Below are 14,434 nucleotides of genomic sequence, written 5' to 3'. Positions count from 1 at the left end.
GGTTCCGTCAGTTGAGATTGGCGAGCAGCCGCTCCAGCGTTTTGCTCACACCCACATCCTGCAGGCTCTCGAAACACCGCTCAAACGCTGCCACAAACTCGGGCGAGTTGGGAATAGCTGTACCAAAAATCTCCTCCACCCCCAGCAGCCGCTTGCTGATCAACGCATCTTCCGTCACCAGCCCCTGGCAAAACTCGGCGCGGGGATCCGGGATGCGGTAGATCACGCCATTCTCATCCACGCCTTTCAAGTACAGCGCCCACGCGGCCACCACCAGTGCGGCACGCTCGGTCTCGCGGCCATCGGCAATCAGGCGGTTGATGGTGGGGACGGTGAACTTGGGAAACTTCGACGAGCCATCGGAGCACACGCGCTCCAGCTGATCGGCGATCGCCTGGTTGGAAAAGCGGTCCACCAGGGTCTGCTTGTATTCGGTCAAGTCGATCCCCGGGACCGGCGCCAGGTTGGGCGTGACATCCAGGTCCATGTAGGCGCGCATATAGGCCACGAACAACGGGTCATTCATGGTCTCGTGGACGAAGCGGTAGCCCTTCAGGAAACCCAGGTACGTCAGCGCCAGGTGGCTGCCGTTGAGCAGGCCGATCTTCATCTCTTCGTACGGCGTCACGTCATCGGTGAACTGCACGCCTACCGTTTCCCACGCCGGGCGGCCGTTGACGAACTTGTCTTCCAGTACCCATTGCACAAACGGCTCGCAGACCACCGGCCAGGCGTCGTCAATGCCGTGATCGTCGTGCAGTTGCAGGCGGTGCGCGGTGCTGGTCATCGGTGTAATGCGGTCGACCATGGCATTCGGGAAACTCACGTTGGCCTTGATCCACTCATGCAGTTCAGCGTCATGCAACGCGGCGAAGGCCAGCAGGGCCTTGCGAGTCACGGCGCCGTTGTGGGGCAGGTTATCGCAGGACATCACGGTAAACGCCGGCACTCCGGCCGCCCGGCGCTGGGTCAACGCAGCGCAGATAAAGCCGAACACGGTTTTCGGCGCGCCCGGGTTGGCCAGGTCATGCTGGATCTGCGGCAGGTTAGCCATGAACTCGCCGTTGCTGTCGTCGATGCAGTAGCCGCCTTCGGTGATGGTCAGCGAGACAATGCGAATCTCTGGACTGGCCAGCTTGTCGATCAGCGCCTGGGCGCCATCTTCGGCCAGCAGCATGTCGCTGATGGAACCGATCACACGCACTTCGGTATCGTCGGTGTCGCCCAGTTCATACAGGGTAAACAGGTAGTCCTGGCCGGCCAGGTCGTCCCGTGCCTTGCGGTCTTCGCCACGCAGGCCGACCCCGCAAATGCTCCAGTCCAGGCCCACGCCGGTATTCATCAAGGCGTCGGTGTAATACGCCTGGTGCGCGCGGTGGAAGCCGCCGACGCCAATGTGCGCGATGCCCTGGCGGGTGTTGGCAATCGCATAGGCTGGCAGTTGCACTTCAGGGGCCAGTTGCGTGAGGTTTTGCTTATTCAGTTTCATCAGGAAATTCTCGCGAAATCAGGCGGCGGCGCGCAGTGGGCGGGCGACCGCAACGCCGTCAGCGTCGAACAGGTGGCATTGGGTCGGGTCCAGGTACAACTGCAGGGTTTCGCCATACTGGCTGGCCATGTCGCCACGGATCCGCAAGGTCAACGGCTCCTTGCTGGCGGTAATGACGTGGCAGAAGGTGTCGCTGCCCAGGCGCTCACCGACATCGGCGGTCACGGTCAGGGTGGCCTGGCCAGGGGTGGCAATTTCCAGGTGTTCCGGACGAATGCCCAGGGTCACCGCGCTGCCAGCGCTCAAGGTTGCGCTGCTCAGGGGCAGGCTGATGCGGCCGCCGGCGTCCAGTTCGACTTCGCAGCTCTGGGCATCCACGCGGCTGACCTTGCCCTTGAGGAAGCCCATTTTCGGCGTGCCCAAAAAGCCTGCGACAAACAGGTTGGCCGGCTGGTGATACAGCTCCAGCGGCGAGCCCACCTGTTCCACACGGCCGCTGTTGAGCACCACCACCTTGTCGGCCAGGGTCATGGCTTCGACCTGGTCGTGGGTCACGTAGATCATGGTGGCTTGCAGTTCTTTATGCAGGCGCGACAGCTCCAGGCGCATCTGCACCCGCAGGGCCGCATCGAGGTTGGACAGCGGTTCGTCGAACAGGAAGATCTTCGGGTTACGCACAATCGCACGGCCGATGGCGACACGCTGGCGCTGGCCGCCAGACAACTGCTTGGGCTTGCGCTCAAGCAGAGGGCCCAGCTCGAGGATCCGCGCCGCTTCGTTGACCTTGCTCTCGACAATCTTCTTGTCGACACCGGCCAGGTCCAGGGCAAAGGACATGTTCTTGCGCACGCTCATGTGCGGGTACAGCGCGTAGGTCTGGAACACCATCGCCAGGTCGCGCTTGGCCGGGGTGACTTCGGTGATGTCGCGACCATCCAGCTCGATGGTGCCTTCGGTGACTTCTTCCAGGCCGGCAATCAGGCGCAGCAGGGTGGATTTACCGCAGCCCGACGGGCCGACGAACACCACGAATTCCTTGTCGTTCACTTCAAGGTCGATGCCCTTGATGATGGAGAAACCTTCGAAGCCTTTTTGCAGATTCTTGATTTTCAGGTTGGCCATGATGGGCCTCCGCTTCTAAATATTTTTGAAGGAGCCGTTACTTCACGGCGCCGAAGGACAAACCGCGGACCAGCTGTTTCTGGCTGATCCAGCCAAAGATCAGGATCGGCGCACAGGCCAGGGTCGACACGGCAGACAATTTGGCCCAGAACAAGCCTTCAGGGCTTGAGTAGGAGGCGATCAACGCGGTGAGCGGCGCGGCGTTGGACGAGGTCAGGTTCAGCGACCAGAACGCCTCGTTCCAGCACAGGATCAGCGACAGCAACACCGTGGAAGCCAGGCCGCCCTTGGCGATCGGCAGCAGCACCCGGACCATTTCCTGCCACAGGGTGGCGCCGTCGAGGCGGGCGGCTTCGAGGATGTCCTTGGGGATGTCCTTGAAGTAGGTGTAAACCATCCAGACCACGATCGGCAGGTTGATCAGGGTGTAGATGATGATCAGCGCAATGCGCGTGTCCAGCAGGCCGAAGCTCTTGGCCAGCAGGTAGATCGGCATCAGCACGCCCACCGGCGGCAGCATCTTGGTGGAGAGCATCCACAGCAACGTGCCCTTGGTGCGCTTGGTCTCATAGAAGGCCATGGAGTAGGCGGCCGGTACCGAGATCAGCAGGCACAACGCGGTGGCACTGAAGGAAATCAGCACCGAGTTCCAGGCGTAGCTGAAGTAGTTGCTGCGCTCGTTGATGTGCAGGTAGTTCTCCAGCGTCGGCGTGAAGATGAACTGCGGCGGCGTGGCGAACGCGTCGATTTCGGTCTTGAAGCTGGTCAGCACCATCCAGAAGATCGGGAAGAAAATCAGGATCGCGATGGCCCAGGCCAGGGTGCCGAGCAGCACGCTTTGCAGGCGGCGGGATTGTTGAAGCGTCATGGCGCGGCCCTCAAGGCTTGTCAGTCAGGTTTTTGCCGATCATCCGCACCAGGATGATCGCCGCGATATTGGCGATGACCACGGCAATCAAGCCGCCGGCCGAGGCCATGCCCACATCGAACTGCACCAGCGCCTGGTTGTAGATCAGGTAGGCGAGGTTGGTCGAGGCGTAGCCGGGGCCACCGTTGGTGGTGGTGAAGATTTCCGCGAACACCGAGAGCAGGAAGATGGTTTCGATCATCACCACCACGGCAATCGGGCGCGCCAGGTGCGGCAGGGTCAGGTGCCAGAAGATCGCGATGGCGCCGGCCCCGTCGAGGCGGGCGGCTTCCTTCTGTTCCTGGTCGAGGGACTGCATGGCGGTCATCAGCAACAGGATCGCGAAGGGCAGCCATTGCCAGGACACGATGATAATGATCGACAGCAACGGGTAATGGGCCAGCCAGTCCACCGGCTGGGCACCGAACAGCTTCCACACGTAGGCGAGAATTCCCGACACCGGATGGAAAATCAGGTTCTTCCAGATCAGCGCACCGACGGTGGGCATGATGAAGAACGGTGAAATCAGCAACACCCGCACCAGGCCGCGACCGAAGAACTCGCTGGCTTCCAGCAGGGCACTGATCAGTACGCCAAACACCACGCTGATCAGCAATACGCTGCCCACCAGCAACAGGGTGTTGGTGGCGCCGGGCAAGAAGCCCGAGTCGGTGATGAAGTAGGTGAAGTTCTCCAGCCCCACGAACTGGTTTTCGCCGGGGTAGAGCAGGTTGTAGCGAATCAGCGAGAAGTACAGGGTCATGCCCAGCGGCACGATCATCCACAGCAGCAACAAAGCCACCGAGGGGCTGACGAGGAACCAGCCGGGGTTGATCAAGCGGCTTTTACGCGGCTTGTCCGGCGAAGCGGTTTGCACTTGGGCAGTGGTGGTATTCATGGTGATCAGGACCGAGTAGAGACAGGTACGCAAAGCCCCTGTAGGAGCGAGGCTTGCTCGCGAAGGGATTCCAGGCGCATCGCTGCGGTGGATGTACCTTTTTCGCGAGCAAGCTCGCTCCTACAGGTGTTGGGGGTTACTTGGGATAACCAGCCCGCTTCATTTCGCGTTCGGTGAAGGTCTGTGAATCTGCCAGGGCTTTGTCCACAGTGGAGCCACCGGTCAGTGCACTGGAGAAGAACTTGCCGACCTGGGTACCAATCGCCTGGAATTCAGGAATGGTCACCAGCTGGATGCCCACATACGGCACCGGCTTGGCCGACGGGTCTTTCGGGTTCGCGACTTTCAGCGATTCCAGCGTCACCTTGGCGAACGGTGCAGCCTTCATGTATTCGTCGCTGTAGGTCGACGTGCGGGTACCTGGCGGTACGTTGGCAATCCCGTCGGTCTTGGCGACCAACTGGCTGTATTCCTTGGAAGTAGCCCAGGTGGTGAAGACCTTGGCGGCGTCCTTGGCTTTGGAGCTGGTTGGAATCCCCAGGGACCAGGAGTACAGCCACGAAGTACCTTTTTCGGTTTTCTCGTGCGGTGCAAAGGTAAAGCCGACGTGGTCAGCCACCTTGCTTTGGGTCTTGTCGGTCACGAACGAGCCGGCGACGCTGGCGTCGACCCAGATCGCGCACTTGCCGCTGTTGAACAGCGCCAGGTTTTCGTTGAAACCGTTGCTGGAAGCACCCGGCGGGCCGGACTTCTTCATGTTGTCGACGTAGAAGTTCAGCGCGTCTTTCCACTCCGGCCCGTTGAATTCCGGCTGCCATTTCTCATCGAACCAGCGCGCACCGTAGCCGTTGGCCAGGGTGGTGATCAGCGCCATGTTCTCGCCCCAGCCGGCTTTGCCCCGCAGGCACAGGCCGTACTGTTCCTTGTCTTTATTGGTGAGTTTGGCGGCGAACTCGCCGATCTGCGTCCAGGTGGGGTGCTCAGGCATGGTCAGCCCGGCGTCCTTGAACAGGTCGGTGCGGTAATAGGTGATGGAGCTTTCGGCATAGAACGGCAGGGCGTACAGCGAGCCTTTGACGGAAAGGCCGTCACGCACAGACGGGAAAACGTCGTCCAGGTCGTAGGAGGCAGGCAGGTCCTTCATCGGTTCCAGCCAGCCCTTGGCGCCCCAGAGTGCAGCTTCGTACATGCCGATGGTCAACACGTCGAACTGTCCGCCTTGGGTGGCGATGTCGGTAGTGAGGCGTTGGCGCAGGACGTTTTCTTCGAGTACCACCCAGTTCAGCTTGATCTCCGGATGCTCGGTCTCGAAGGTTTTCGAGAGCTTCTGCATGCGGATCATGTCGCTGTTGTTGACGGTGGCAATGGTCAGGGTTTGCGCGCCAAGACTGACGGCGCTCAGGGTCATGCAGGTACAGGCAAGCAGAGCTTTAGCTGTGAACTTCATCGCGCACTCCATTTCTGCGCCCAGCGGCTACAGAAGGACAGTTATTGTTGTTGTGTCTTCCACGACTGCTGGAAGAGTGTGCGTTGATTACAGCCTTCAATTGGCGTGCTGACAAATCCTTGGGAGCACTTTTACTGATACTTTTTTGCACTCGGTCGTAAATGCGCTGAAACGGTTTACTGCGCAGGGCTTTACCGTAGGAGCGAGCTTGGTCGCGAAAAAGGTACATCCACCGCAGCGATGCGCCTGGAATACTTTCGCGAGCAAGCTCGCTCCTACAGGGGGGCGTTGAATTGATTAAGCGAGGTTTTGCTCGGTCAGGCGCTGCACCGCCAAACGCCGGTAGTGCGAGGGCGTCATGCCTTTGAGCTGCTGGAACCGGCGGTTGAAGTTGGAGATGTTGTTGAAACCCGACTCAAAGCACACATCCGTCACGGCCTTATCGCCATCGGCCAATAGCTCGCAGGACTTGCTGATACGCAGGCGATTGACGAACTCGATGAAGGTGCGCCCGGTGGCTTGTTTGAATACGCGGGAGAAGTAGGTGGGCTTCATGCCGAGGTATTCAGCCACTTCTTCCAGGGACAACTCCCGGGCGTAGTGGGCAAAAATGTAGTCCACCGCGCGGTTGGTGCGGTCGATGCTGTGTTCATCGGCCAGTTGCGGGGTGGTCACGCCCGAAAGCAGTTGGTAATCCTCACAGGCACTGAGCACCTCCAGCAGGATGAAGAAGTGCCCGAGGCGCGCCATGCCCTGGGCGTCCTCGATGCGCTGCATCAGGCTCATGGCCTGGGCGATGGTCTTTTTGCAGCGAAATTCGATGCCGTATTGTGCTCGTTCCAGCAGCGGCGTCAGGGTCTTGAGTTCGGCGAATATCTGACCGCCGCCTTCAAACAGGTCGTCTGTGAAGTTCACCAGCATGTCGCGCTTGGGCACCACTTCGTCCTCGGCCACCTGGCTGATCCAGTTGTGGGGCAGGTTGGGGCCAGTGAGGAACAGGCTTTCCGGGTAGAAGTTGCCGATGTAGTCGCCGATGAACACCTTGCCGGAGCTGGCGACGATCAAATGCAGCTCGTATTCCTTGTGGAAATGCCAGCGCACTAAGGGGCACGGGAAGCCGTGTTGGCGATAGATGATGGACAGACCATTGTGATCGTCCATCAGCTCGTAGGAAGGATCGGTGATTCTCGCTGCTCGGGTCATGCTGCAGTCGCTTTATTGTGGGGTCGCAAAAAGGATAATGCCCCCTTGTGCGCCAGCTCGCCAGCGTCGGTGTTTATAGGCTGCGGTTTTTCGCCTCGCAAAAAACGGCGCGATCATCCATAACTGGCCAGGCATCGCGCCGTCTTTTGACTGGGTATCGGCGGGTCAGGCGCTCAAGGCGGGTTGGCTGTACCCATGGTCATCCGGGGTTTTCGGCAAATTGAACAGCGTGTTAGTCCAGTGGTTATCGAGGGGGCTCATGTTTGGGTTTCCAATTTCCCGGATCTTCCACCCCAATGCGTCCCATCTTTTCATGGTGGCCTCCAGCTCGGCGGTGTATTGCCTGGCGGGGCAGGCTATTTCGGCCCAGGGGTCAACGATCCAGGCATCGGCCCATTGGGCTTGCGAGAAGTCGGCAGTACCGGCAGGCAAGACAGACGGGCCGCCAACCACGGTGAACGCGTGAGCGTCGCCCGCTGACCAGGTATAAGCGCGACCCCCACTTTCGTTGATGATGTCCTGGGCGAGCAGGCTCATTTCCCCACAGTTCCCGGCGCCACTTTTCAAGGCCTGGGCTCCAAGGTCATTGGTGCGGGGATTCGCTGTTTTACGCAACCATGCAAGGGCCTCGTTCGCGGCATCGGCGCGTTTTATGTCGGAAAGTGAGCGTATCTGGTTGCTGGGACCCAACCCTGTGGCTTTCATCGCTCGGTCCACCGATTCCTTTGCACTCAGCGCATAAAACCGGTTTTTTTGTTCAGTGGTCATGCTGGCAAAGTCATTGGGTTTTGTCAGGACGGAAATCTTGTTCGGCATCATTGAAACATTGGTTTTGCCGAGCGCGCCTCGCGTTTGCAACTGGAACACTGCCTCACGCTGCTGCTCAGGGGTCATCGTGGCGGTCTTGTTTTTCAGGTCATTGATTTGAGCTTTTGAGTAGCCATTTTTTTCCAGTGACTTATACGCGTCGGTCAGTTTCGGCAGCGCGATGAAGTTGGCGTCGTTCGGATGTGCTGAATTGCCCTGCCGTATATAAAATTTTGATCGATATTTTTGTGCTAACGCCAACTCAAATTCTGTAGCGTTGCATTTGAGGAATGACACATCCGTTGCGGGTGGCGTAGTGAGCTTCACGTAATAGAACTCAGCAGTATCAGCCTCAATCACCAGATATTTCGATGGATCACCCGCTTTAGGGCTGGACACCACTATGCCCCTCATCTCACGTTGATCGTTGACGCTGCGGGTTATGCTGCCGAGCTTCACCACACGCGTTTCTTTTTCAAGAAACGGATTGGTTTTCTCAAAGGGGAGGCCGAAACCTGGATCGTTGATTATTTTTCCATCGATATGCATTTTGTATTCGATGGGTTGGTTGACGGGCAAAGGTACAAGCTTGGTGCCCATTTCAGTGTCGACCATTTTATGTATGCGCCTTTCCCTGACAACGAACCGGTCGCTGTTGAATAGTTTGCGCGGGGAAGGAAAAAGACGCTCATGCTCCAATGCCTGCAACTCCAGCTGCAACTCGTTGCCGGTGCTGACGATGATCCTGGAGAAGCACTCATCGTTGGTGCCGCGTCTTACCCTCGCGCCCGGCGCGGGTGGCACTGGGCAAACGGCTTCGAAGTTCTCCAACTGCGCCTCGTGCCCGGCTGATTCCACGTCCGTCAGTTTGCCAGGCCGTTTGGCGTTATAGCGATAGACTTTCTCGCCATCCACCACATCAAAGCCGTCCGAGCGGGAGATGACATAGGCATCTTCTGCCAATGATTGCTCGGTGACCAACGCCTTGGTGCCGTCAAAGAAGGTTTCAGTTTGCAGCGGGAGGGTTGATGGCGCGCGAGTGCTTGGCTGGATAAAGGGGTCTTCAGGTACGCTGCTTGCACCCACGGAAAACAGGCTGTTGAGTGCGCCATCTACGGCCTTTACAGCGCCATCTTTGCGCTCAGCCAAGGTGTCGCCCGATACCGATTTTTCTATGCCAAGAGCTGTTTCAGCGATCGCGGCGCTTGTAGCAACCCCAGCGACGATGGCGCCTGCCGGCGCAAACTTTGCCAAGAGTCCCGCAGCCACAGAGATGTCGTTGAGCCATGTGTCGCGAATCACCTCGCTGTTTGACTTGATCACCGTGTCTGCGTCACTGCTCATGCGTTTTTCGGTTGCATCAGTGATGTGCTTGAACACATCGCCGTGAATAATGATGTTGCCGCGATCAATGGTGATGCCTTCCAGCGGATCCCAGGCGTCTGTCCCCAACTTTGCCAAGGAGGTATCGACACCGTAATAACTGATGCCGTCTTGCCGGTCGTACAGCGAAAAGTGAGAGGCCAGGGCCTTGCGTTTGTCCGGATCTTTGGCCTGGTCGACGATCCACTGATCCATTTTTTCCAGAGAGTCGAAGCGCACGAAGGCCGGATCACCACCTGGCACGTAGAGTACCTGTCTGCCGTCACGCCGACCATTGAGGAACAGGTACTGCCCGTCATCCTGGGCCGTAAAACGCACGATATCGCTGGAGCCATAGCCGTTAATATCCAGGGCGTGGGCACGGACAAGGCCACGGGTCGATGTTGAAGCTTTCAACTGCTCTACGGTGACAGGGGCATCCTGCGCTACCGAAATGTTCGATGCTGCGGTTATCACCAGACGGTAGTCATCGACAGTGAATTTATGTTCATCCGCAAGTTTTGATTTTTCCGCAGGTGTTTTCGCCTCATAGGCCTTTAATTGCTGGCGGGCCTGGGCAATAAACTCGCCCTTAACGACGGTGCGATAGTCGTCACGGTGCTTGCCCCAGAAGTCGCCGAGCTTGGCAGTAAAGTTACTCTGCATATCGGTTTTCCAGCTTTCCTTCATGACGCTCGAAGGGGCGAGGGCAAACTTGTGGTGTTCACCGTAACCTGCGGCATCCGTGTACAGGCCCGATGTCGCATCGAGCATGCCAGGCACCCCGTCGGCCTCACTGAAGTTTTTCAGTAATGCATCCGGCAAGCGCAGAGAACTGATAATACGGGGGTGATTAAACTCTTCGGACCTCCGGACTGCGCCAAAACGGTTGTGGTAAATCGAATCTGCATCTACGGTTTTGCCCGTGAGTTTCAGTATGATCGCCTCGGCCAATTTCTTTGCTTCGGCACGTGGGTTTGGCAGTGCCTTGCCGGTCGTGTCGGCGATGTTTTCAAAGGTGGCTTTTTCAGCCGTGGCGCGGACAAGTCTGTCGTAATAGATAGCAGCTTGCACTTCATGTTTTTTAAGGGAAGGGATCGAATGCTCAGGGGAGGCCAGCACGGAGTCGAATGCACCCCTTTCTACCAGGTAGTCGGCCCTTTCCCGGGCTTGAGCGACAGTGCTGCTCGGAGGCTCATTGTAAAAACCGGCGACGATACCTAATGGCACGTCAATGAAACGGCTCAAGCGGGGCATTTGTAGTGACTGTTCCGAGCCTGGCACGATTACTTTGCCTATCGTCAGGATCGGGCCGGCGATAGACGCCCAGCCTGAATCATCTGTCAGCTCAAAGGTTTTCGGGGAGCCGTCCACCATGGCTGTCGCCTGACCGGTAGAGGGAACAACCTTGACGGTACCTGGATCAACGTTTTGCCGGACCAACCATTCCTGGACCGCTACGTGGTTAAACAAACCACGGTAGGCTTCGAGCCAGCGGCCCAGCGAGGAGTGACTTGGAACGGTGGCTGTTTCCTCTGATAAACCTTCGGACGCTCGTCTCAGCGCGCGGGAATAGCCGGTTACCAAGAGCGTTTCTTCGGAAAAAAGCTCGGCACCACCTGTCAGGAATGTCACAAGCGCGTCGACTTGTTCCCGGTTCTCCGGCAGTCGCTTGCCCAAGGTTTTCAGGACGCTTTCGACGCTGGCAGTGGCCCCAGGCTCGGTAGTGTGCAGTTGACTGTAGGTTGAACCGGGATGGATATTCACAAGGGAGCTGGCCAATACATGGGGGAGTGTGTTTAGCGTGATTCGGCTCGCGTCCAGGCGAGCACGAATCAGTTTTAGTTCCTTCCCAAGATTGTCCCGATCATAGATATCGCCAACGACTCGACGATGAGAGGCCAGCGCCTGTGGACCGCGGGCTTTCTCCGATTTGAGAATGGATTTGAAACTGGCGTCGTAGAACGCTTTTACCATCGATGTTTTCAGCGTACCGCTCATTACCTCAGGGTAAGACAACGGCGTAGGCTGTCCGCCGCCGATGACGACGGCTTCGGCGATTGCCAGGGTCAGGATCGCGGCATTCGAGATACTTCCATTGCTGAAGGGGATCTTCACCCATTTCCCGTCGACCAACCCGCTGACGCTTGAGTCGCCAGGATGAAACTGGATGCTGGAGGCTACAAAGCGGTTGTCTCGGATAAAGTCCTGAAAAGCAGGGCTGCTCAGTGCGCTGCGCAATTGGGTTAACCATCGCCCCAGCATCGACAAGGGAGGCACCTGCATCGATGCGTCGGGCTGTTGATCGGTGGCTTTTGCCAGGGTTTGCCCCACCTCGGCGTCGGCCTTGGCGCGAGCTTCGTCAACAACGGCCACTGTCGTGGCCAGGGGCGGGCTATGAGATGGTTGCGAGGCGGGTCGCGGGAAGCCGTTTTGCAGGGCGGCGCTCTGTTTGAGTATGTCCAGCAGGTCAGTGCCCAGTGTCGGCTGGGCGTAGAAGCCCAGCACTTGTTCAAGCGTGGCCGGCTTATGAGCAGGGTGATGTACCCGCGCCGTTGAACCACCCACCATGCGTTTGGCGGCCTGCTGGATCGCCTCACCTACTTCTGACCATCCTGAAAGGTCATGGAGGCTGAACGTTTTGTGTGTGCCATTGACCAGGCCGCTCAGCTCACCTGTGCCTGGATCAATACTGACACTGGACATCGAAATGCTGTGCTTCCTGACAAATTGCACGAACGCATCAGAGGACAGTGCGGTTTTCAACGCTTCGCGCGCTTGCCCGAAGCCCGAGCGTTCCGGTAGGTCGGTCAGCTCGTTCGTTGCCGTTTGGCCATAGGGACGGATTTCAGGGCGAAGGTAGAGCAACTCCCGTGCGCAGATTCGGGCCAGTTGTTGATCAGCCAGTTCTGTCCGCGCTGAAGGTATCAATGCTTCATTGACGGGGGCGAGTGCGCTGAACTGCTCAGGCGATAAACCGACAAGGTGTTGCTTGGCACTTTCCTGGCGCTGGCGAATAGCATCGACGTGTGAATTGCTTGAAGTCTGCGGTTGCAGGGCGTCGAAATCACCCTGGTTCAGTAGCTGGCCAACGCGACCAAGCAAGGCTGCGGCAGGGTATCTATCCGTTTCACCATAGAACGCGGCAACCACATTGGCAGGCGCACTGTCTTTGCTGAAATATTGAATCGGGCCGTGCTGCCTGTCGACGGACAACTCGGCCAGGGCGGCAAAAACGTCGCCGGTCAGCGTGTTCCAGCCGGGCGTATTGTGGGCGTTGAACTCAGAGGCCTGGCCACTGAGCCGGATGGTTTGGGAGTCGGGATACAGTAATAGTGTGGAAAGGTCGATGTTCTTTGCTTTGGCAAAACTGGCAAAGGGCTCTGAACTCAACGCCCTGTCCAGCCGTGACCAGGGCTGGCTAAACGTTGAGTAAGGCGCGACGCGCACGGCTTCCTTGAGCGGGAGGCTCTGGGTGGTTCTGATGGCAAGCGAGCGCGCACTCAGGGCCTCGGCATACCCCAGGGCCATTTCCTTGTCACCTTGTTCGACCAGGGCACTACGGATTTGTGTCAGCGTCGGCGGCGGGCTGGTTGGCGGTGGAGTGTCGGTTGAGCGGCGGGTCCGAAGGGTATCGCCATTGTCTTGGGTGAGGATGTATCCGTTGGAGGCAAGGAAACGGGACTCAACACTGCTCATGGAACCACCTTGAATTAATCGACACGTTCTGTGCAGGCCGGACGATACGACCGACTTATCCAACTATGTCGCTTCGCGCTCTGCAGGCGTTCCGAAGAATGCCCGCGGGAGTTTGGCGGAGTATTTCAAGATAAAGTGCAGCCCGCTCGCGGCGCGCCCCGCCAGCGTGTGTGTTACAGGCTGCGGTTTTTTGCTTCGATCCACTGCGCCATGTACTGGGTACTTTTGTGCAGGTGATGGCGCAACATGCTCCCGGTGAAGTTGTTGCGGCGATGCTCGCTCAGCTCATTGCGGCACTGCTCCAGGCGCGCCACCAGTGCCGGACCGTGCAGGTCCTGGGCGTAACGGCGGGCGAGTAATTGCCGGCCGTCTTCCTGGGCCTGGGTCCAGCGCTCCTGGTCTTGATACAACGCAACCGCTTGCGCCGCCAGCGCAGTGGCGCTGTGCTCGACCACGCCGGGCCAGGGTTCACCCATGGCTTCGGCACCTACTGGCGTGGTGACGCTCGGTGTGCCACAGAGCATCGCATCGGCCAGCTTGCCCTTGATCCCGGCGCCAAACCGCAACGGCGCCAGGCAGATACGCGCAGCAGTCATCACCTGCAACGCATCCTCAGCCCAATTCATCACATGGAAGCCTTGGGCCGGGTTGTGCAGGGCAGCGGCCTTGGGCGGTGTGTAGGCGCCATAAACGTGCAGTTGAGCACCCGGCAGTTGCTGGCGGATCAGCGGCCACACGCTGTTCTTCATCCACAACACCGCATCCCAGTTCGGCGCATGGCGAAAGTTGCCAATGCTCAGGAAGTGCGCGCGGTCTTCAAACGGCGCGAAGGCTACGGTGGGCGGCGTCAGCATCAGCGGGCACCAGTGGAGCAGGGCGGCGGGCACCTTGAAGTGCTCGGTCAGCAACTGGATTTCCACATCGGAGATCATCAGGCTGATATCGCAGCGGTAGATCGCGGCGATCTCGCGCTTGGCCAGGTCAGTGTCGGCCATGTAAGCGAATTCGGCGGCCAGGTCCTGGCTGAACAAAGGGCTGAAGTCGTCAGGCTCGGGTTGCGCCTTCAGGAAATCCTTGAGGCGCTGGTGCCGGGCATCCCGCAGGCTCTGCAGGTCCGAGCTTTCCAGTACGCGAAGGGCAGTCGGGCAGCATTTTTCTACGCGCCAGCCGAACTGTTCTTCCATCATGAAACGGTCGAACAGCACGATGTCGGGGGCCAGTTCCCGGATAAAGTCATCGAAGCTGCTGTTGTTCAATTCAATCGCGCATTCGCGAATGCCCAGGGCGGGCAAGTCGGCCTTGTGCTCGCCGGCCGCGGCGGGGCTGGCGAAGGTCAGCGCCCAGCCTTGGGCCAGGAAGTTTTCGAGGATCTGCATCATGTGCCCACCCGCAGCCGAAGAGCGAGGTTCTGGCCAGACGTAGCCGATGATCAGAACTTGGATGGCGGATGGGCTCATGAGCAACATGTTCCTGTAGGCAGAAAAAAGGCGATTTAATCAC

Annotated in this window: 8 protein-coding genes; all 8 read right to left on the bottom strand. The window is 58.6% G+C overall.

Annotated elements, in window-relative coordinates:
• Positions 1-7: 7 nt before the first annotated feature.
• Entirely contained in the window at positions 8-1,489 is a 1,482-nt protein-coding gene (locus tag SNL23_RS20995) for a mannitol dehydrogenase family protein (protein WP_318303369.1), read from the bottom strand.
• An 18-nt stretch (positions 1,490-1,507) separates the two neighbouring features.
• The gene (locus SNL23_RS20990) at positions 1,508-2,611 is read right to left on the bottom strand and encodes an ABC transporter ATP-binding protein (RefSeq protein WP_167664212.1); all 1,104 of its coding nucleotides are present in this window, start codon (positions 2,609-2,611) and stop codon (positions 1,508-1,510) included.
• A 37-nt stretch (positions 2,612-2,648) separates the two neighbouring features.
• Positions 2,649-3,479 carry a carbohydrate ABC transporter permease gene (locus SNL23_RS20985; RefSeq protein WP_003215312.1) on the bottom strand — a complete coding sequence of 277 codons (831 nt, stop codon included), beginning with the start codon at positions 3,477-3,479 and terminating at the stop codon, positions 2,649-2,651.
• Between the two features lie 10 nt (positions 3,480-3,489).
• Positions 3,490-4,416, bottom strand: coding sequence for a carbohydrate ABC transporter permease (locus SNL23_RS20980; protein ID WP_017475596.1), 927 nt, complete (start codon positions 4,414-4,416; stop codon positions 3,490-3,492).
• 136 nt (positions 4,417-4,552) lie between these two features.
• The gene (locus tag SNL23_RS20975) at positions 4,553-5,863 is read right to left on the bottom strand and encodes an ABC transporter substrate-binding protein (RefSeq protein WP_076013611.1); all 1,311 of its coding nucleotides are present in this window, start codon (positions 5,861-5,863) and stop codon (positions 4,553-4,555) included.
• 297 nt (positions 5,864-6,160) lie between these two features.
• Positions 6,161-7,066 carry an AraC family transcriptional regulator gene (locus SNL23_RS20970; RefSeq protein WP_318303366.1) on the bottom strand — a complete coding sequence of 302 codons (906 nt, stop codon included), beginning with the start codon at positions 7,064-7,066 and terminating at the stop codon, positions 6,161-6,163.
• 165 nt (positions 7,067-7,231) lie between these two features.
• A complete protein-coding gene (locus SNL23_RS20965; RefSeq protein WP_318303365.1) occupies positions 7,232-12,934 on the bottom strand; it encodes a dermonecrotic toxin domain-containing protein in 5,703 nt (1,900 codons plus the stop codon).
• 173 nt (positions 12,935-13,107) lie between these two features.
• Entirely contained in the window at positions 13,108-14,391 is a 1,284-nt protein-coding gene (locus SNL23_RS20960) for a glycosyltransferase (RefSeq protein WP_318303364.1), read from the bottom strand.
• Positions 14,392-14,434 lie beyond the last annotated feature (43 nt).

Source organism: Pseudomonas sp. SED1 (assembly GCF_034044025.1).
GTDB lineage: Bacteria > Pseudomonadota > Gammaproteobacteria > Pseudomonadales > Pseudomonadaceae > Aquipseudomonas.
Note: the sequence above shows the minus strand (reverse complement) of the source record. Positions and strands in the feature narration are given on the sequence as shown.

Excerpts from the sequence above, each read along its gene's own strand:
- SNL23_RS20995 (WP_318303369.1), bottom strand. The coding sequence starts at position 1,489 with ATGAAACTGAATAAGCAAAACCTCACGCAACTGGCCCCTGAAGTGCAA.
- SNL23_RS20990 (WP_167664212.1), bottom strand. The coding sequence starts at position 2,611 with ATGGCCAACCTGAAAATCAAGAATCTGCAAAAAGGCTTCGAAGGTTTC.
- SNL23_RS20985 (WP_003215312.1), bottom strand. The coding sequence starts at position 3,479 with ATGACGCTTCAACAATCCCGCCGCCTGCAAAGCGTGCTGCTCGGCACC.
- SNL23_RS20980 (WP_017475596.1), bottom strand. The coding sequence starts at position 4,416 with ATGAATACCACCACTGCCCAAGTGCAAACCGCTTCGCCGGACAAGCCG.
- SNL23_RS20975 (WP_076013611.1), bottom strand. The coding sequence starts at position 5,863 with ATGAAGTTCACAGCTAAAGCTCTGCTTGCCTGTACCTGCATGACCCTG.
- SNL23_RS20970 (WP_318303366.1), bottom strand. The coding sequence starts at position 7,066 with ATGACCCGAGCAGCGAGAATCACCGATCCTTCCTACGAGCTGATGGAC.
- SNL23_RS20965 (WP_318303365.1), bottom strand. The coding sequence starts at position 12,934 with ATGAGCAGTGTTGAGTCCCGTTTCCTTGCCTCCAACGGATACATCCTC.
- SNL23_RS20960 (WP_318303364.1), bottom strand. The coding sequence starts at position 14,391 with ATGAGCCCATCCGCCATCCAAGTTCTGATCATCGGCTACGTCTGGCCA.